This is a genomic window from Frateuria sp. GZRR35 (assembly GCF_051900415.1).
GTDB lineage: Bacteria > Pseudomonadota > Gammaproteobacteria > Xanthomonadales > Rhodanobacteraceae > Frateuria_A.
The window spans coordinates 223,030-240,736 of the sequence record NZ_JBHZGL010000004.1 but is presented as its reverse complement, the minus strand read 5'-3'; the positions used below and the strand labels follow the sequence as shown (position 1 = coordinate 240,736).

Here is a 17,707-nt window from a genome sequence, read left to right as displayed (position 1 = left end):
CCTACCACTCGCGCAGATCTTCGATCTCGTACAACCGCTGCCAACTCGGCCGTGCACGCACCCGGTCGGCCAACTGTTTCAACGCCGGCCATTCGGTGGCCGGGCGCGGCATGTTGCGCGACCAGCGCATCAACATGGTCAGCAGCAGGTCGGCACCGGAGAAGCGCTCGCCGAGGAGGTAGGGGCCGTGTGCGGCGAGGTGGGCGTCGAGCAGGTCCCACGCGCCCTCGATCCGCCGCTGCAGGGCGGCACGCACCGCCGGCGTGTCGTCCAGCTCGTGCGGGTAGAACCAGAAGCGGTAGGCCGACATCAGCGTGTTGCTGAGATAGACGATCCACTGATACCAGGCCGCGCGCTCCGGCGTGCCCGACGGTGGCGCGAGCGGCGAGTCGGGGTGCCGCTCGGCCAGCAGCATCAGTAGCGCAGCCGATTCGCTCAGCGGCTTGCCGTCGACCACCAGGGTGGGCACCACGCCGCGCGGGTTGAGCCTGAGGTAGTCGGGTTCGTGCTGCGCCTTCGCGTCCAGGTCGACCCGTTTGAGTTCGTGCGGCGCGCCGGTTTCGAGCAGCGCGAGGTGCACCACCATGCTGGCGGTGCCCGGGGCGTAGTAGAGGGTGTACATCGGCGTTCTCCGTGTTACTCGCGCGGCGAGCCAGCGTCGCCGCAGCCCTTCGAGCCGCTGCCCCGCACGGCCGCGCCAAGCGCGATGCCAAGGGCCACGCCGATACCGATGCCGGAGGCGATGTGGCCCATGGCCACGCCCATCCCGGCACCGATGCACGCACCCAGGGCCACGAACATGCCCATGTTCATACCACGTCGGGGATGGCGGGATCGGTGTCGGTCAGTCATTGGCGTGCTCCGGGTGGCAAGGGATCAGTCTGGGGCCGCGCTCATCCTTCCCGCAACAGCCGCATCGGCGAGGTGCGGGTGACCTTGCGGGTGCCGGCCAGCCCCAGCAGCATGATCACGACCGCCGCCAGCAACGCCGCGACCAGCAGTGGAGCGAGTGGCGGCACGAAGTCGTCCAGCCGGAACACCGCGCGCCCGAGCCACCAGCCGGCGCCAAACGCGCCCAGTGCGGCGGTGATGCCGGCGATCAGGCCAAGCAGTGCGAACTCGCAAGCAGCTGCCAGCCGCAACTGCCCGCGGCGCGCGCCCAGCGTGCGCAGCAGCGCGGCCTCGTGCCGGCGTTCGGCCGCGCTGGTGGCGAGCGCCGCGGCGAGCACCAGCCCACCAGCCAGCAGGCTGAAACCGAGCACCCAGCGCACGGCACCGCCGACCTGCTCGACGATCTCGCGCACGCGATCGAGCAGTGCGTCGACGTCGACCAGGCTCAGATTGCTGTAGTCACGCGACAGCTTTGCCAGTTCCTCGGCATGCCCGCGCGGCAGGTAGAAACTGGCCAGCCAGGTGTGCGGAAGGTCGCTGGCGTGCGCCGGGTCCAGCAGCAGGAAGAAGTTCACCCGGAACGAGCTCCAGTCGACCTGGCGCACGCTGCCGACGGTCGCCTCCAGCGTGCCCTCGCCCACATCGAAACGCATGCGATCGCCGATCTTCAGCGCAAACATGTCGCGCCACATCGTATCTACCGAAACTTCCGCGCGGGCCGGATGGTCGCCCGCCCAGCGACCGGCGACCACCCGGTTGGACGGCGGCAGCGTGCCGGTCCAGGACAGGCGCAATTGGCGGTCGACCCATTCCCTGGTGCGTGGGTCGGCGAAGTGCAACTGGTCCACCGGTTTGCCGTTGATCGCGGCAAGCTTGCCCACCGCCAGCGGCAGCATGTTGAGCTCCTGCGCGCCCAGGTGCTGCAGGCGCGCGGTGAAATCCGCCCGCTGGTCGTCCTGCAGGTTGAGCACGAACCAGTTGGGCGTATCCGGCGGCAGCTCGCGGCGCCATCCTTCGAGCAGTGCCGGCGCAACCACCGCGAGCAGCAGCAGCGCGACCAGGCCGAGACTGAGCGCGGTGGCCTGTACCGTGCTCAGACCGCGCCGCCGCGCCAGTGCGGCCAGGCCCAGCCGCAGCGCCGGGTGTGCACCTGGCGCAATACGCCGCGCGAACCACAGCAGGACCAGCGCGAGCAGGGCGGCGAGCAGGGCGACGCCAAGCAGGCTGACGGCCAGGATGCCGGCCAGTTTCGCCGAGCCGCTCTGGCTCCAGATCAGCGCCAGCGCGACCAGCGCGGGCACGAGATAAAGCGCGTCCACCCGGCGCACCCGCCGTGCCATGCTCGCGCGGAACACGGCCACCGGCGGCACCTCCGCCAGCCGCGCCAGCGGCGGCAGCGCAAAGCCGGCGAGTACGGCCAGCCCCATGGCCGCAGCACCCAGCGCCGGCAGCCGGGGCAGGGCGGTGGGCACGTGCACGAACGTGGCGCCGGCCAGGCGCCAGGCGCCCTCGGCCAGGGCCCAGGACAGCAGCACGCCAAGCAGCGCCGCCGGTAGCGCGAGCGCACCGAGCGTCGCCAGCAGCAGGGCGAACACGCGGGCACGCGCGGTTCCCAGCGCCCGCAGCAGGGCGATTTCCGGGGTCTTGCGCCGCGCGTAGCGCTGCGCGGCCAGCGCGATCGCCACGCCGGCCAGCAAGGCCGAGAGCAATGCGGTCAGGCGCAGGAACGCGCCGGCGCGGTCGAAGGCGTTGCGCATGCGTTGCTGGGTCTGCTCGGGAGTCACCAGCTCGGCGCCCTGCGGCAAGGGACGGCTCTTGACCCAGGCGAGCCAGTCGCCGATGGCCGCGGGTGCGCCGGCCACGAGCAGGCGATGGCGCGCGCGGCTGCCCACGCCGAGCAGTCCGGCGCGCTGCGCATCAGCCAGGTTCATCAGCGCGCGGGGGGCCAGGGCGAACAGCTGGCCACCATCGGGCTGGCTCACCAACTCGGCCGCGACGGTGAGCTCCTGGCCGCCGACCTGCACCTGGTCGCCCACGCCCAGGCCGAGTGCCACCAGCGCGCGATGGTCCAGGTAGACGGCGCCGGCGGGCGGTCCGTGACCGGTGGAGGTGGCGCCGTGTGCAGCCAGCTCCAGCGCGCCGCGCAGGGGCCAGGCGGCATCGACGGCGTCGACATCGAGCAACTGGCCGCGTTCGCTGGCGAAGGCGACGCTGGGGAAACCGGCGCTGCGTGTCACCGCCAGGTCCCGCTGGCGGGCCTCATTGGCGTAGCTCGGCGGCAGCGCCTGCGGTGCGGACAGGCCGGCGTCACCACCGATCAATTCAGCGGCGCTGGCGAGCAGGCCCCGCTCGACCCGGCTGGCGAGCGTCGCCACCACGCCCAGTGCCACGACGGCGAGGAGCAGCGAGGCGGCCAGCGTGCGCAGTTCGGGCAGGTGCCACTCGCGACGCAGGGTGCGCAAGGCAAGGCGGAGCAGCTTCATGGGGCACCTCCGCGACGGCGTGCATCCTGCGCGCGATCCGTCGTGGGCTGCGAATGGCGGTCACGCACAGGGGGCGCACCTACAGGATGCCGGCGCCTCATCGGGCGGCCGCCGGCGTGGCGACGCGGCCATCCATCAGCTCCACGCCCCGGCCGCACCGCGCGGCCAGCTGCGCGTCGTGGGTCACCAGCACAAGCGTGGTGTGGTGATCGCGGTTGAGCGCGAACAACAGATCGGCGACATGACGGCCGGTGCGCTGGTCGAGGTTGCCGGTCGGCTCGTCGGCGAACAGCACCCGCGGACCGTGCACGAAGGCTCGCGCGATCGCCACGCGCTGCTGTTCGCCGCCGGACAACTGCGCCGGGTAGTGGCGCCGGCGCGCATGCAGGCCGACCGCATCGAGTGCGTCGTGCGCGCGCTTGCGCGCATCGTTGCGGCCTTCCAGTTCCAGCGGCAGCATCACGTTCTCCTCCGCGGTGAGCGCCGGGAGCAGGTGGAAAGACTGGAACACGAAGCCGACCAGCCGCCGGCGCAGGTCCGCGCGCGCCTCCTCATCCATCGCCTGCAGCGCCTGGCCTTCCAGATGGACGGTGCCGGCGCTGGGCACGTCCAGCCCGGCCAGCAGGCCCAGCAGGGTGGTCTTGCCCGAGCCGGATGCGCCGACGATGGCGAAGCTTTCGCCGGCGTGGACCGCGAGGCTCACGCCGGCCAGGATGTCCAGCCTCCCCTCGGGGCCACGAACCGTCTTGCTAACATCGCGGGCCTCCAGAAGCGGTAGGGAAGGTTCGCTCATGCGTCGAGTCCTCGGATGGCTGGCGGTGCTGTGGATGGGATGGAGCGGCGCCGCACTGGCGGCCGCGCCCAGGACGGTGCTCGTGCTGGGTGATTCACTGTCGGCTGCGCACAACATCGCCGCAGACCAGGGTTGGGTGCATCTGCTGGAAGTACGCCTTGGCAAGATGCAGCCGCCCTGGCACGTGGTCAATGCCAGCATCAGCGGCGAGACCACGCTCAGTGGGCGGAATCATCTGCCCAAGCTGCTGGCGACATACAAGCCCGCCGTTCTGGTGCTGGAACTGGGCGCCAACGATGGCCTGCGTGGCCTGCCGCTGGATGCGGTCAGGCAGAACCTCGCCGCGATGATCGACATGGCCGGGCAGGCGCACGCCAAGGTACTGCTGGTCGGTATCGAGTTGCCGGTGAACTACGGTCCGCGCTACCGCGATGCCCTGCGCGGCATCTACGCCGATCTCGCGCGCAGCAAACACACCGCACTGGTGCCTTTCCTGCTGGAGAAAGTGGCGCTTGACCCGTCGCTGATGCAGGCCGATGGTCTGCATCCCACGGCCGCGGGCGAGCCAGCCGTGCTGGCCACGGTGTGGGCGCAACTGGCACCGTTGCTGCAGTGAAACGGCGAGCACCGTTTTCCCAGCGAACTGGGCACCGGAACACGTTCTGAATCACGCCTTAAAAATTTCACGCTGCTGTCACCCGTCGGATCGTTAGCTCTTCACATTTGTGAAAACCACAAACGGAGGGACCATGAGCCTGCGCGACGAACAGTCCGGCTTGATCCTGCTGGTCGAGGACAACCGGCAAATTGCTGAAATGGTTGGAGAATTCCTGGAGCGTCGGGGTTATTCGGTCGATTATGCGGCCGACGGCGTCAGTGGCCTGCACCTGGCCGTGTCCAACAGCTACGACGTCATCGTGCTGGACCTGATGCTGCCGGGCATGGATGGCCTGGATGTGTGCCGCAAGCTGCGCAAGGACGCCAAGAAGTCCACGCCGGTGCTGATGCTCACCGCGCGCGACACGCTCGAAGACAAGTTGATCGGCCTGGAAGCCGGCGCGGACGACTATCTCGTCAAGCCGTTCGAGGTGCGCGAGCTCGAAGCGCGCCTGCGTGCGCTGATCCGCCGCGATCGCCGCCAGGTGTCTTCCGAGGTGCTCACCGTCGGCGACATGACGCTGGACACCGCCACGCTGCGGCTGACCCGCGGCGGCCAGGAGCTGACCGTCTCGCCGATCGGCCTGAAGCTGCTGGCGATCCTGATGCGCGAATCGCCCCGCGTGGTGAGCCGTCGCGACATCGAGAGGGAGATCTGGGGCGATACGCTGCCCGATTCGGACACCCTGCGCTCGCACCTGTACAACCTGCGCCGCGTGATCGACAAGCCGTTCGACCGCCCGTTGCTGCACACGATCCACTCGGCCGGTTACCGCCTGGCCGACCTGGAAACCGAAGTGGCGACGGCCACCGCCTGATCGAGCGGGGTGAGCATCGCAACAACAGGTATGGACAGGGGATTGCCACGGAAACAGGGTGAAGGTCGAAGCCAGGCCGGTGCGTTCCACCGCCGGCTCGCGCTGATCTTCGGCCTGCATCTGCTGGGCGTGATCGTCTGCGTCATGCTGGGCGTGTTCAACGTCGCGCCCCCGGTGGCGGTGGTCGTGCTGCTTGCGATCATCAGCGCACTCGCGTGGCTGGCTGCCCGGCGTCAGTGGCGGCCGGTCGGCCGGCTCGCGCGCGTGATCGACAGCTGGGACGACGAGCCCGACGTCGACGCGTTGGCGCCGACGCACCTCTCCGACCAGGCCGACGCCGACGTGGTCACGCTCGCGCGCGGCCTGCACGGCTTTGCCACGCGCATCGCCGGATACAACCAGCGCGAGCGCAACTTCACCCGCGATGCCAGCCACGAACTGCGCAGCCCGTTGACGGTGATCAAGATGTCCGCCGACATGCTTTCGGACGAATCGGAGCTGAGCAAGTTCGGCGTGCGCTCGGTCAAGCGCATCCAGCGGGCCACGCGCGAGATGGAAGCGTTGATCGAGGCGCTGCTGATCCTGGCCCGAGAGTCGGACCTGGGCGCCGGCGAAGAGGAGTTCGTCGTCAATGACGTGCTGCATAAGGGCATGGATGACCTGCAGCAGATGCTCGAAGGCCGGGCGGTCGACCTCAGGATCGAGGAGCCGGCGCGGTTTGCGCTGCGTGCCTCGCCGCGGGTGTTCATGGTGTTGTGCTGGCAGCTGATCCGTAACGCCAGCCAGCAGGCGGATCACGGCAGTATCGTGATCACGGTGCTGCCTGGCGCCGTGGCCGTTTCCAACCGGGTGGACGAAGCCCCGGCGATCGACCGGCACGGCTTCGAGCTGGCGATCGCCCAGCGCATCAGCGAGCGCTTCCATTGGCCGCTGGAACTGCAGACCCGCGACGGCTGCGAACACATCGCGAGCATCCGCTTTCCCGAAACGCTGCCTGCCTGAGCCGGGAGTCCCTACAGAGGGATTCCGGGCCCAATGTAGGAGCGCCCTTGGGCGCGACCGGGATGGCGGTCGCACCCAAGGGCGCTCCAATGGAGGCATGCAACCCCTGCGCTCAGCCCTTCAGCGAAGGCGACACCGCGAAATCGCACCCGGTCTTGGCCTTGACCTCGTCCAGCGACACGCCCTGGTTGAGCTCGATCAGGGTCAGGCCCTTGCCCTTTTCGACCTCGAACACGGCCAGGTCGGTGATGATCAGGTCCACCACTTCCTTGCCGGTCAGCGGGAGGTCGCACTGCGGCTTGATCTTCGGCGAGCCGTCTTTCGCGGTGTGCTCCATCAGCACGACCACGCGCTTGACGCCGCTGACCAGGTCCATGGCGCCGCCCGGGCCCTTGACCATCTTGCCCGGCACCATCCAGTTGGCCAGGTCGCCCGTGGCCGAGACTTCCAGCCCGCCCAGGATCGACAGGTCGATGTGGCCGCCGCGGATCATCGCGAAGGAATCGGCGCTGGAGAAGAAAGCCGAGCCGGGCAGGGTGGTGATGGTCTGCTTGCCGGCGTTGATCAGGTCGGGATCGACGTTGTCCTCGGACGGGAACGGGCCGATGCCGAGCAGGCCGTTCTCCGATTGCAGGATGACGTCCATGCCCTCGGGAATGTAATTGGCCACCAGCGTCGGGATGCCGATGCCGAGGTTCACGTAGAAACCGTCGCGCAGCTCCTTCGCCGCACGCTGGGCCATCGCCGAGCGGGTCGGGTTTTCCTTGCCGGTGTTGGCGCCGGCAATGGTGCGGAACTCGATGCGCTTTTCGTACTTCGCACCCTGCACGATGCGGTCGACGTAGATGCCGGGCACGTGGATGTTGTTCGGGTCGAGTTCGCCGACCTCGACCAGGTGTTCGACCTCGGCCACGCACACCTTGCCGCAGGTGGCGATCATCGGATTGAAGTTGCGCGCCGTCTCGCGGAAGACCAGGTTGCCCAGCCGGTCACCCTTCCACGCCTTGACGATGGAAACGTCAGCGTGGATGGCCTCCTCCAGCACGTATTCCTTGCCGTCGAAGATCTTGGTTTCCTTGCCATCGGCCAGCTTGGTGCCGAATGCCGTGCGCGTGTAGAAGCCCGGGATGCCGGCACCGCCGGCGCGCAGCTTCTCGGCCAGCGTGCCCTGCGGGGTCAGGTGCAGTTCCAGCTCGCCGGAAAGCACCTGGCGCTCGAACTCTTTGTTCTCTCCGACATAGGAGGCATACACGCGCTTGACCTGGTGGGTCTTCAACAGCGGCCCCATGCCGAAATCGTCCACGCCGGCGTTGTTGCCGACGATGGTCAGCCCCTTGGTGCCAGCCTCCAGCAGCGCGCCGATCAGGTTCTCGGGAATGCCGCACAGGCCGAAACCGCCCGCGGCGATCGTCATGTCGTCGAACAGGAGGCCGTCGAGAGCCGCCTTTGCGCTTGCATACACCTTGTCCATAGCAGTGCCTTCCGGGTGGAGAGTCAGCTGCCAAGGATACGATGGAACGCAGCCGCGCCGCGTCGTACCAAGGTCGCAAGCCCCGCCGGCCTCATTCGCGCATGCACACAAGCCGCTCCAGCCCGTGTAGGAGCGCACCTGTGCGCCACCGCCATCCGCACACCGGCGAAAGCCCCCGGCCATGAATCCCTGGTGGCATTCCCGCAGCTCTTGACATGTCTGTTTACGAGCGTAAACATGTTGACGTTTACACATGTAAATGGAGTGACTCATGGCCATCAGCGAAGCCGAAGCCATCGTGATGGAAGTGCTCTGGCACCAGGCACCGCGCAGCGCGGAAGAAATCCTCGCCGAAGTCGGCCCCCGCCAGGCCTGGCAGGAAGGAACCGTCAAATCGTTGCTCAACCGCCTGCTGAAGAAGAAGGCGGTCAAGGCCGAGCGTGAGGGACGCCGCTACCTCTACACGCCGTTGCTCAGCCGCGAGAAGTACGTCTCGCAGGAGAGCAAGGGCCTGCTCGACCGCCTGTTCGGTGGGCGCGTCGCGCCGCTGGTCGCGCATTTTTCCGAGCAGCACAAGCTCTCGCGCAAGGACGTGGCCGAACTGCGTCGCCTGCTGGAGGAGCTGGACGATGAACGCTGAGGCGAGCGGGACCATCGCCGCCTGGTTGTTGCTCCTGGCATGCACTCTGGCGCTGGCCTGTGTCGCGCTCCTGAGGCGGCCTTGCCGACGCTGGTTCGGCGCCGAGAGTGCCTTCCTGCTGTGGGGATTGCCGCCACTGGCGATGCTGGGTAGCCAGCTCCCGCACACAGCGGTGGCCAGCAGCGGGGCATGGGCGGGCACCGCGTGGGTGGCCGTGTCGGCCTCCGATGCCTGGTCAGGTGCGCGCATGGCCGACGTCGACGGGACCGGCGCACTGGCGTGGATATGGCTGTTGGGTGTGATCGTGAGCCTGGCGCGGGCTGCCGTGGCCCAGGCCCGCTACCGGCGTTGCCTGCGCGATGCCGAGCCGCTCGCCAGTGTCTCGCCGCACTGGTCCGTGCTGCGTGCAGCGACGATGGATGCCGGCCCCGCGCTCGTCGGCGCCTGGCGCCCGCGCATCGTCGTGCCGGTCGATTTCGAAACGCGATATGCGAAAGCCGAGCAGGCGCTGATTCTCGCGCATGAGGCCATGCATGCCCGTCGTCGTGACGGCTGGTGGAGCCTGCTCGCGCAGTTGTTGGCCTCGGTGTTCTGGTTCCATCCGCTGGCCTGGTGGGCGCTTACCGCCCTGCGCCAGGACCAGGAACTGGCCTGCGATGCGGCGGTACTGCGCGAGCGCGGCTGCCGACGCAGCTATGCCCAGGCCATGTTGAAGACCCCGGGCGCGACGCGCGCGTTGCCGGTCGGGTGCAGTTGGTCGTCCCGCCATCCACTTACGGAGCGTATTGCCATGCTGAAAACGCCGACCCCGGGTTCCACCCGCCGCCGCCTGGGTTTCCTCGCCAGCGCTGCCATCGCCGTCGCGTTCAGCGGCGCGCTCTACGCCGCCAGTGCGCCAGTGATGCCGCAGTCCGCTCCAAGCAAAGACGCGGGCAGCGGCCGATACCAGCTGGACATCCAGCTTGTCCTGTCCAGCGACGGGGCCGAAGCCAGCCATGCGCGCCGGCTCGACCTGGCGGTGTGCGGGGCGGCCGGCGAAACGTCGACGGTGGCGACCCGGGGAATCGAGCTGGACGCCGTCACCCGGGCAACGGGCGGGCAGCACGTCAGCATCGATCTGGCGGTACGGGATCAGGCTGGCGCCCGGCCGACGCAGAGCCGTCTGCAGGGCGTGCTGGACCAGCCGCTGCTGGCTTCCGGCAAGGTGCCCGGCAGTGACGTGCAGTACACCCTGCGGGTGACGCCGCGGCTGGGCTGTCCGGCGAGCGCCGCGACGGCCGCCGGCGGCGAGCGGCTCATCACCATGAAGGTCAAAGGCACCGCCGCCCGCACGGTGGCCAAAGCGATCGCCTCGCAGGCAGGGCTGGTGCTGGTCAATCCCGAGGCGCTCGACGAGCGCGCCATCGCGCTCGACTTCCAGCAGGTGCCTGCTGCCGCCGCGTTGCAGATGGTGGCCCGGACCGATGGCGTCCACGCGGTTTTCGACGGAACCCGCACGCGTTTCGAGCGGCTTCCGTAAGTGATCCGCGTGCTGCCGTTGAGGTGCGGCGGCAGCACGGAGGCGGCCGCTTCCTGCGGCCGCGCTTGCTCGGAACGTGGGGACGGCTGGATATACTCGGTGGCTACTGCCTGGAGACATCCAAGTGAAGCCGCTGCGCGTGTTCGCCGCCCTGACCACTCTGGGGATCGCCGCCATGAGCCACGCCGCCACCACGCCCGTCCTGGTCATCCACGGCGGTTCGGGCGTGGTTCGACGCGACCTGAATCCGGCAAGGGAGAACGAGGTCCGCGCGGCGCTCGCCCGTGCGCTCCAGAGTGGCTATGCCCAGCTCAAGGCGGGCAAGCCGGCGCTCGACGGTGTCACGGCGGCACTGACCGTGCTGGAGGACGATCCCAACTTCAATGCAGGCAAGGGTGCGGTGTTCACCCATGACGGACGCAACGAGCTGGACGCGGCGATCATGGACGGCGACACGCTGCGCGCGGGCGCTGTCGCCGGCGTGCACCGGGTAAAGAACCCGATTCTGCTGGCGCGCGCGGTACTGGAGAAGTCCGAGCACGTGATGCTGGTGGGCGACGGCGCCGAGGCGTTCGCGCGTGAGGCGGGTGTCACGCTGGTCGATCCGTCGTATTTCCGTACCGAGCAGCGTTGGCAGCAACTGCAGCGGGCATTGAAAGAAGACCGCGACGGCAAGCCGCATTCGGACGTGGAGACGGCCAAGCATTTTGGCACCGTCGGCGCCGTGGCGCTGGATGCCCAGGGACATCTGGCGGCGGGTACGTCCACCGGCGGCATGACCGACAAGCGCTGGGGCCGGGTCGGCGATTCGCCGATCATTGGCGCCGGCACCTACGCCAATGCGGACTGCGCCGTCTCCGGCACGGGCTGGGGCGAGTTCTACATCCGCACCGTGGCAGCGCATGCGATCTGCATGCGTGTGTCGCTGATGCACGTGCCGCTGGAGCGCGCCGCGGCCGAGGTGATCAACCAGGAAATCCCGGCGATGGGCGGCAACGGCGGCGCCATCGCGCTGGACGCCAGGGGCCACATCGCCATGCCGTTCAACACCGACGGCATGTATCGCGGATGGATCGGCGGCGATGGCGTGGCGCACGTGGCGATCTACGACGACGAGGGGAACGCCGCCGCCGATCTGGCGCCCGTCGAAGACTCGCGCCAATGATCGGCGACCCGGCGTGATACGGCTGGTGTTGTAGGAGCCCGCGTGCGGGCGATGCTTTGTGGGCCACTTGCAAAGGGCATCGCCCGCAAGCGGGCTCCTGCAAAAGACCCCTGGCCGACGCCGCCGGGCAGCCTGTGGTCATGGCGCCGCCTCCTGCGGGAGGAAATGACGGCCGGGCATCTCCCGGTTCTCCATGAGTGGCTACAATGGACGCGAGCATGGCCGGCGGCCCAGTGGGGCGCGTGAGCCAGTCGCACCATCCACACGCCCAGGAGCACCGATGTCCATTTCGTTGATCGCCGCACTGGATGAGAATTTCGCCATCGGCCGGAAGGGGCAACTTCCCTGGCACCTGCCGGACGACCTGCGCTGGTTCAAGCAGCTGACGCTCGGCAAGTACGTGTTGATGGGCTACAACACCGCGGTGGCGATCGGCCGGGCGTTGCCGGACCGGCACAACCTGGTGCTTTCGCGTCGGCATGAGGCGCCGTTCCCGGGCCAGGTCGCCGTGCGTTCGCTGGAGGAGGCCCAGGCGCGCGCCGGCGGCACCGGCCTGATGGTGATCGGCGGCGGCCAAGTCTATGCGGCGGCGCTGCCGCTGGCGCGGCGCATGTATCTGACCTGGGTGAGTGCCGCCGTGGAGGGCGCCGATACCTTCTTCCCTGGTATCCACCTGCGCGACTGGACCGAAGTCGCCCGCACCCACCACAAGGCCGATGCCGAACACCAATACAGCTTCGACATGGTCGAGTACGTGCGCGAGTCCTGACCTCCTTGGTCCTCCCTGTCATGCACGTGATGGCCGGCGTGCTACTCGATACGGACGGCCAGGTGCTGCTCGCACAGCGACCGCCCGGGAAACACCTGGCCGGCATGTGGGAGTTTCCCGGCGGCAAGCTTGAACCCGGCGAATTCCCGGTCGCAGGCCTGGTGCGCGAATTGCGCGAGGAACTGGGCGTGGAGATTGACCTGGACCGCGCTGCGCCGTTGATCCAGGTACGCTGGAATTACGGTGAGCGCGACCTGCTGCTGGATGCCTGGCGAATCACGGCATGGCAGGGGACGCCACGCTCGGTGGAAGGACAGGCGCTGCAATGGCGATGGCCGCCGGCTATCCAGCCGACCGTGTTGGCGCCGGCAGACCGGGAGATCCTCAAGGCTCTTTGTTCCGGACGGCCAGTGCGTTTGTAGCGCGAAGGCGGATCATCGACCCTGACGTTGCGCGGCCAGTGCCAGGTATCGCCGGTGCAGCGCCTGGACATGGGCGTCCAGCGCCGCCTCGCTGTTGCTGTTGTCGATCACGTCGTCTGCCAGCACCAGCCGTTCGCGGCGGCTGGCCTGCTGGGCCAGCATCTGCTCGGCGAGCGGCCGGTCGATGCCGTCGCGGGCGATAAGGCGTTCCAGCTGGACTGCCTCGGGCACGTCCACCAAAAGGATGCGGTCGATCCAGCGGTAGTGGGCGATGTTCTCGGCCAACAGCGGGATCGCCAGCAGGCAGTAGGGCGCGGTTTCGGCCAGCGCGCGCTGGTGCAGCCATTCGCGCACGCGGGGGTGGATGATCGCCTCGAGCGCGCGTTTGGCCGCAGCATCGGCGAACACGCGCCGGCGCATGGCCGCACGGTCGAGACCTCCCTGCGCGTCCAGCACCTCCAGGCCAAACTGGTCGGCGATGGCCGCCAGTCCCTCGCTGCCCGGTTCGATCACGACACGCGCGGCCACGTCGGCATCGTGCACCGGCACGCCCAAGGCCTCGAAGCGGCGGGCGACGGCGGTCTTGCCGGCGGCAATGCCTCCGGTCAAGCCGACCACGTAGGCGCGCGCCACCATTATCGCGATCCGGTCAGGTGCAAGTAGCCCTGCAGCAGCGAATCGCCGAAAACGAACCATATCCAGCCCGCCATGGCGATGAACGGGCCGAACGGCATCGGCATCTCGCGTTCGTGCCGGCGCAGGGCAATCAGCAGGCCGCCGACGATGGCGCCGACCAGAGAGGACAGCAGCACCACCGGCAACAGCGCGCCGGGCCCCATCCACGCGCCGAGTGCCGCCAGCAGCTTGAAGTCGCCGTAGCCCATGCCTTCCTTGCCGGTGAGCAGCTTGAACAGCCAGTAGACGCTCCACAGGCTCACGTACCCCAGCGCCGCGCCCAGGATCGCCGGCGCCGGCAGCACGAACATCGGCAACAACGACAGCAGCAGGCCCAGCCACAGCAAGGGCAGGGTGAGCTGGTCAGGCAGCAATTGCGTGCGGAAATCGATGCCCGCCGCGGCGATCAACACCCAGGTGAGCACCAGTCCTGCCAGCGCGGCCCAGCCGGGCCCGAATTTCCAGACCACCAGCACGCTCAGCGCGCCGCTGAGAAACTCCACCAGCGGGTACTGGATGGAGATCGGTTCACGGCAATACCGGCAGCGTCCGCGCAGCAGCAGCCAGCCGAACAGCGGAATGTTGTCGCCCGCGGCCAGCGGGTGCTTGCAGTGCGGACAGTGCGATGCCTCGCGCACGATGCCTGGCGGCAGTGGCTCGTCGGCCACGTCCAGCGCCAGCTCTTCCTGCGCCTCGCGCCGCCACTGCGCTTCCAGCCGCGCAGGCAGGCGCAGGATCACTACGTTGAGGAAGCTGCCCACCAACAGGCCGAGCACGCCGGCGAAAACAAGCCAGAGCCAAAGCGGAAGGTCGAGCATGTACGTCCTCAAGTCAGATGGGGAGACCCGGCAAGCCGGAGCGCACCTGTGCGCGACCGTGGGCCTCGCGGTCGCGCGCGGGTGCGTTCCCTGCGGGTGGCTTGTCGCGCGCGCGGTTGTTTACGTCTGATCCAACCGCCGGAAAGCATCGCCCGCGTGGCCCCGACGATCGGCGCCGGAGCTTGCGCGGTTTCCGACGGACCACGAAAAAGGCCCCCCTCCCGGCGGGAGAGGGGCCTGGTAGTCCGAAAGATTACACCGTGCCGGCCAGCTTGAAGATCGGCAGGTACAGGGAGACGACCATGCCGCCGACCAGCACGCCGAGGATCACCATGATGATCGGCTCCAGCAGCGTGGAGAGCGTGTCCACCGCGGTGTTCACCTCTTCCTCGTAGAACTCCGCGACCTTGAACAGCATGTTGTCCAGCGCGCCGGATTCCTCGCCGATGGCGGTCATCTGCACCACCATGTTCGGGAACAGGCCCGTCTGGCGCATCGACAGCTGCAACTGGTGGCCGACCGCGATGTCGTCGCGCATCCGGCGTACTGCGTCGCCGTAGACAATGCTGCCAGTGGCGCCAGCCACCGCGTCCAGCGCCTCCACCAACGGCACACCGGCCCGGAAGGTGACGCCCAGCGTGCGCGCGAAGCGGGCGATGGCCGACTGGCGCATGATGTTGCCCATCACCGGCAGCTTGAGCATCACACGGTCCAGGAAGTGGGCGACCTTCACCGAACGCTTCTTGGCCATGACGAGGGCCACGATGCTGCCGACGATGACGCCGATCACCACCCACCAGTAGTGCTGCATGAACTGCGATGCGGAAATGACGATCTGGGTCGGCGCAGGCAGCTCGGCGCCCGCGTCCTTGAAGGTCTGCTCGAACACCGGCACCACGAACAACAGCAGGATCATGCTGACCAGCAGCGCCACCGCCATGACCATCACCGGGTAGAACAGGGCCTTCTTGATCTTGCTCTTGATGCCCTCCATCCGCTCCTTGTAGGTGGCCACGGTATCCAGCACCGTGTCCAGTACACCGGCCGATTCGCCGGCGCGCACAAGGTTGCGATAGAGCTCGTCGAACTGGACGGGGTACTTGCCCAGCGCCTCGTGCAGCGAAGCGCCCCCCTCGATGCCTTGCTTGACATCGGTGAGCATGTTCTTGAAGCGGACGTTCTTCTGGCCGCCGGCGATGATCTCGAAGGACTGCACCATCGGCACACCCGACGCCATCATGGTGGCGATCTGGCGGCTGAAAATGGCCACGTCGCGAGGCTTGACCGTGCTGCCGGTCGAGCCGAACAGCGGCTTGGCTTTCTCGCGTACGGTCTGCGGGTTCATCCCCTGGCGGCGCAACTCGGCCTTGACCAGCGAAGCGTTCTTCGCCGGCATTTCGCCCGACATGCGTTTGCCGCGCTTGTCCAGGGCGACCCAGTCGTACATGGTCATCCTGTTGACCTCGGCGCGCTGGGCGCCCAGGTTCGCGTTCTTCGCGAGTGCGTTAGCCGTAGCCATGCCCGATTTCCCCCGGTGGTTCGATCCGCGACGGCCGCCCGTGGCGGCGATCTTCGGTGAAGCTTATGCCAAATGTAGCGAGCTATTTCGTGCCGTTCCGCGCAACTTCGCGCTTTCCGGCGGGTCCCGCATAGGTGCCGCAAAGGGTCGCGTGACTTGCTTTTGCGCGACCTGGTGCCGCCATTCCCTCAATCCTTCGTCACGCGGTCGATCTCGGCCAGGCTGGTCACGCCGGCCTTGACCTTGAGCAGCGCCGACGCGCGCAGGTCGTTGATGCCGATGCCGCGTGCGACCTCACCGATCTGCAGCGCGTTACCGCCCTGCAGCACGATCTTCTGGATGTCTTCGGTCATCGGCATCACCTGGTAGATGCCGACGCGGCCCTTGTAGCCTTCGTTGCAGTGGTCGCAGCCGACCGCCTCGTACAGCGTCAGGCCGTTGTCGATGTCTTCCTGGCTGAAGCCGGCGGCCAGCAACACGTGCGGCGGCAGGGTTTGTGGCTTCTTGCACTCATGCAGGCGACGGGCCAGGCGCTGAGCGATCACCAGCGTTACCGACGAGGTGATGGAGTAGGGCGGGATGCCCATGTTCATCAGGCGCGCGATGGTCTGCGGCGCGTCGTTGGTATGCAGGGTGGAAAGCACCATGTGGCCGGTCTGCGCCGCCTTGATCGCGATCTCGGCGGTTTCCAGGTCGCGGATTTCGCCGACCATGATCACGTCCGGATCCTGGCGCAGGAACGAGCGCAGGGCTGCCGCGAAGGTCATGCCGCGCTTGACGTTCTGCTGGACCTGGTTGATGCCCTCGACGCGGATTTCCACCGGGTCTTCCACGGTGGAGATGTTGCGCTCGGGCGTATTGAGGATGTTGAGGGCGGTGTACAGCGACACCGTCTTGCCCGAGCCGGTCGGGCCGGTTACCAGCACCATGCCGTAGGGCTTGTGGATGGCATCCAGATAGAGCTTCTTCTGGTTTTCCTCGTAGCCGAGCTTGTCGATGCCAAGCTTGGCCGAGGAGCTGTCCAGGATACGCAGCACGATCTTCTCGCCGAACAGCGTGGGCAGCGTGCTCACGCGGAAGTCCATCGAGCGGCTCTTGGACAGATTCAGCTTGATGCGGCCGTCCTGGGGCACGCGGCGCTCGGCGATGTCCAGGCCGGCCATCACCTTCAGGCGCGAGGAAATGCGGCTGGCCATCTTCATCGGCGGATTGGCGACCGGACGCAGCATGCCGTCCATGCGCAAGCGCACGCGGAAGTTTGTTTCGAATGGCTCGAAATGGATGTCCGAGGCACCACGGCGGATCGCATCGACCAGGATCTTGTTGACGAACTTCACCACCGGTGCGTCGTCGCCGCCGGTCGCGTCGATACCGGTGCTGTCGGCCGCATCCTCATCTCCGGCCTCGAGCGACAGTTCATCGAACTCGTCGTTGCCCATCTCGGGCATCGTGGCGTTCACCGCCGCCAGCGCGCCATCGATGGCCCGCGACAGCTGGCCGCGCTCGACCAGGATCGGCTCGACCATGCAGTTGGAGTGGAACTTGATCTCGTCCAGCGCGTGCGACTGCATCGGATCGGCGATGCCCACGAACAGGCGCTTGCCGCGCTTGAACAGCGGCAGCGCCTGGTGCTTTGTCATCAGCGCCTCGCTGATCAGGTTCACCGGCATGGACGCGGATGCGATTGCGCTGACGTCCATCATCGGCATGCCGAACTCGGCGGAGGCCACTTGGGTGAGGCGGGCGCTTTCGACCAGTCCATGATCGAGCAGCCACGCGGCCAGCGACGTTTTCTGCTGGGCCGAATCGGCGACCGCCTTGCGGACATCCGCCTCCGGCAGCACGCCCTCGGACACCAGGCGACGCGCCATGCCGGTCAGGCCCGCGAGCGACGGTTGCAATTGGGATGACATGATAGATTCCGGCCTTAAGCCCCCTTATTGACAAGGAATTTACCCCAGAAATGCGGCGCGGTCATCTGGCGGCGAAGGGGGGCGTCCGGCAAGTTCTGAAGCCGCCACGCGTGTCACGGAAAGGCCGGATGGATTTTCCGTTGTCTGCGGCC

17 protein-coding genes are annotated in these 17,707 nt (G+C 67.8%); 8 read left to right on the top strand and 9 right to left on the bottom strand.

The features are described from left to right. Position 1: 1 nt before the first annotated feature. From ACFWZ3_RS07345 to ACFWZ3_RS07330, 4 genes are all read right to left on the bottom strand, one after another. Complete coding sequence (locus tag ACFWZ3_RS07345) at positions 2-622, bottom strand: glutathione S-transferase family protein (protein WP_439707079.1); 621 nt, start codon at positions 620-622, stop codon at positions 2-4. Positions 623-636: 14 nt separating this feature from the next. Then, positions 637-852, bottom strand: coding sequence for a hypothetical protein (locus ACFWZ3_RS07340; protein WP_439707078.1), 216 nt, complete (start codon positions 850-852; stop codon positions 637-639). Between the two features lie 41 nt (positions 853-893). After that, on the bottom strand, positions 894-3,374 hold the full coding sequence (locus ACFWZ3_RS07335) for an ABC transporter permease (protein ID WP_439707077.1): 2,481 nt from the start codon (positions 3,372-3,374) through the stop codon (positions 894-896). 97 nt (positions 3,375-3,471) lie between these two features. Continuing rightward, complete coding sequence (locus ACFWZ3_RS07330) at positions 3,472-4,167, bottom strand: ABC transporter ATP-binding protein (RefSeq protein WP_439707076.1); 696 nt, start codon at positions 4,165-4,167, stop codon at positions 3,472-3,474. Here ACFWZ3_RS07330 and ACFWZ3_RS07325 point away from each other — a divergent pair. The 3 genes from ACFWZ3_RS07325 (at position 4,166) to ACFWZ3_RS07315 (ending at position 6,644) form a co-directional block, all read left to right on the top strand. After that, entirely contained in the window at positions 4,166-4,783 is a 618-nt protein-coding gene (locus ACFWZ3_RS07325; protein WP_439707075.1) for an arylesterase, read from the top strand. The two genes, ACFWZ3_RS07330 and ACFWZ3_RS07325, sit on opposite strands and share 2 nt — an antisense overlap. Positions 4,784-4,916: 133 nt before the next feature. Continuing rightward, complete coding sequence (locus ACFWZ3_RS07320) at positions 4,917-5,642, top strand: response regulator transcription factor (protein WP_209619864.1); 726 nt, start codon at positions 4,917-4,919, stop codon at positions 5,640-5,642. A 42-nt stretch (positions 5,643-5,684) separates the two neighbouring features. After that, positions 5,685-6,644, top strand: coding sequence for a sensor histidine kinase (locus ACFWZ3_RS07315; RefSeq protein ID WP_439707074.1), 960 nt, complete (start codon positions 5,685-5,687; stop codon positions 6,642-6,644). Between the two features lie 112 nt (positions 6,645-6,756). Here ACFWZ3_RS07315 and ACFWZ3_RS07310 read toward each other — a convergent pair whose 3' ends face one another. Then, positions 6,757-8,115 carry a 3-oxoacid CoA-transferase subunit B gene (locus tag ACFWZ3_RS07310; protein ID WP_439707073.1) on the bottom strand — a complete coding sequence of 453 codons (1,359 nt, stop codon included), beginning with the start codon at positions 8,113-8,115 and terminating at the stop codon, positions 6,757-6,759. A gap of 271 nt (positions 8,116-8,386) precedes the next feature. On the opposite strand from ACFWZ3_RS07310, the gene ACFWZ3_RS07305 reads away from it, so the two are divergent. From ACFWZ3_RS07305 to ACFWZ3_RS07285, 5 genes are all read left to right on the top strand, one after another. Further along, the gene (locus ACFWZ3_RS07305) at positions 8,387-8,755 is read left to right on the top strand and encodes a BlaI/MecI/CopY family transcriptional regulator (protein ID WP_209619870.1); all 369 of its coding nucleotides are present in this window, start codon (positions 8,387-8,389) and stop codon (positions 8,753-8,755) included. Beyond that, positions 8,745-10,274 (top strand): M56 family metallopeptidase, encoded by a 1,530-nt coding sequence (locus tag ACFWZ3_RS07300; protein ID WP_439707072.1) that lies wholly within the window; start codon positions 8,745-8,747, stop codon positions 10,272-10,274. Before ACFWZ3_RS07305 ends, ACFWZ3_RS07300 begins: the two co-directional genes overlap by 11 nt. Before the next feature lie 175 nt (positions 10,275-10,449). Next, positions 10,450-11,439 (top strand): isoaspartyl peptidase/L-asparaginase family protein, encoded by a 990-nt coding sequence (locus ACFWZ3_RS07295; RefSeq protein WP_439707116.1) that lies wholly within the window; start codon positions 10,450-10,452, stop codon positions 11,437-11,439. 280 nt (positions 11,440-11,719) lie between these two features. Continuing rightward, a complete protein-coding gene (locus ACFWZ3_RS07290) occupies positions 11,720-12,208 on the top strand; it encodes a dihydrofolate reductase (RefSeq protein WP_439707071.1) in 489 nt (162 codons plus the stop codon). 20 nt (positions 12,209-12,228) lie between these two features. Next, a complete protein-coding gene (locus tag ACFWZ3_RS07285) occupies positions 12,229-12,630 on the top strand; it encodes an NUDIX domain-containing protein (protein WP_439707070.1) in 402 nt (133 codons plus the stop codon). 12 nt (positions 12,631-12,642) lie between these two features. Here ACFWZ3_RS07285 and coaE read toward each other — a convergent pair whose 3' ends face one another. The 4 genes from coaE to pilB all read right to left on the bottom strand — a co-directional run bounded on the left by coaE (position 12,643) and on the right by pilB (position 17,555). After that, on the bottom strand, positions 12,643-13,266 hold the full coding sequence (coaE, locus tag ACFWZ3_RS07280; RefSeq protein ID WP_439707069.1) for a dephospho-CoA kinase: 624 nt from the start codon (positions 13,264-13,266) through the stop codon (positions 12,643-12,645). Beyond that, positions 13,266-14,123, bottom strand: a complete 858-nt coding sequence (locus tag ACFWZ3_RS07275; protein ID WP_439707068.1) for a prepilin peptidase — start codon at positions 14,121-14,123, stop codon at positions 13,266-13,268. Before ACFWZ3_RS07275 ends, coaE begins: the two co-directional genes overlap by 1 nt. Positions 14,124-14,376: 253 nt before the next feature. After that, positions 14,377-15,642 (bottom strand): type II secretion system F family protein, encoded by a 1,266-nt coding sequence (locus tag ACFWZ3_RS07270; protein WP_439707067.1) that lies wholly within the window; start codon positions 15,640-15,642, stop codon positions 14,377-14,379. Positions 15,643-15,830: 188 nt separating this feature from the next. Continuing rightward, complete coding sequence (pilB, locus tag ACFWZ3_RS07265; RefSeq protein WP_439707066.1) at positions 15,831-17,555, bottom strand: type IV-A pilus assembly ATPase PilB; 1,725 nt, start codon at positions 17,553-17,555, stop codon at positions 15,831-15,833. Between the last annotated feature and the right edge of the window lie 152 nt (positions 17,556-17,707).

Bases quoted from the DNA above. Each gene is read 5' to 3' on its own strand.
- ACFWZ3_RS07340 (WP_439707078.1), bottom strand. From the start codon at position 852: ATGACTGACCGACACCGATCCCGCCATCCCCGACGTGGTATGAACATG.
- ACFWZ3_RS07285 (WP_439707070.1), top strand. From the start codon at position 12,229: ATGCACGTGATGGCCGGCGTGCTACTCGATACGGACGGCCAGGTGCTG.
- ACFWZ3_RS07270 (WP_439707067.1), bottom strand. From the start codon at position 15,642: ATGGCTACGGCTAACGCACTCGCGAAGAACGCGAACCTGGGCGCCCAG.
- ACFWZ3_RS07330 (WP_439707076.1), bottom strand. From the start codon at position 4,167: ATGAGCGAACCTTCCCTACCGCTTCTGGAGGCCCGCGATGTTAGCAAG.
- ACFWZ3_RS07290 (WP_439707071.1), top strand. From the start codon at position 11,720: ATGTCCATTTCGTTGATCGCCGCACTGGATGAGAATTTCGCCATCGGC.
- ACFWZ3_RS07275 (WP_439707068.1), bottom strand. From the start codon at position 14,123: ATGCTCGACCTTCCGCTTTGGCTCTGGCTTGTTTTCGCCGGCGTGCTC.
- ACFWZ3_RS07300 (WP_439707072.1), top strand. From the start codon at position 8,745: ATGAACGCTGAGGCGAGCGGGACCATCGCCGCCTGGTTGTTGCTCCTG.
- ACFWZ3_RS07295 (WP_439707116.1), top strand. From the start codon at position 10,450: ATGAGCCACGCCGCCACCACGCCCGTCCTGGTCATCCACGGCGGTTCG.
- ACFWZ3_RS07325 (WP_439707075.1), top strand. From the start codon at position 4,166: ATGCGTCGAGTCCTCGGATGGCTGGCGGTGCTGTGGATGGGATGGAGC.
- pilB (WP_439707066.1), bottom strand. From the start codon at position 17,555: ATGTCATCCCAATTGCAACCGTCGCTCGCGGGCCTGACCGGCATGGCG.
- ACFWZ3_RS07335 (WP_439707077.1), bottom strand. From the start codon at position 3,374: ATGAAGCTGCTCCGCCTTGCCTTGCGCACCCTGCGTCGCGAGTGGCAC.
- ACFWZ3_RS07320 (WP_209619864.1), top strand. From the start codon at position 4,917: ATGAGCCTGCGCGACGAACAGTCCGGCTTGATCCTGCTGGTCGAGGAC.
- ACFWZ3_RS07310 (WP_439707073.1), bottom strand. From the start codon at position 8,115: ATGGACAAGGTGTATGCAAGCGCAAAGGCGGCTCTCGACGGCCTCCTG.
- coaE (WP_439707069.1), bottom strand. From the start codon at position 13,266: ATGGTGGCGCGCGCCTACGTGGTCGGCTTGACCGGAGGCATTGCCGCC.
- ACFWZ3_RS07305 (WP_209619870.1), top strand. From the start codon at position 8,387: ATGGCCATCAGCGAAGCCGAAGCCATCGTGATGGAAGTGCTCTGGCAC.
- ACFWZ3_RS07345 (WP_439707079.1), bottom strand. From the start codon at position 622: ATGTACACCCTCTACTACGCCCCGGGCACCGCCAGCATGGTGGTGCAC.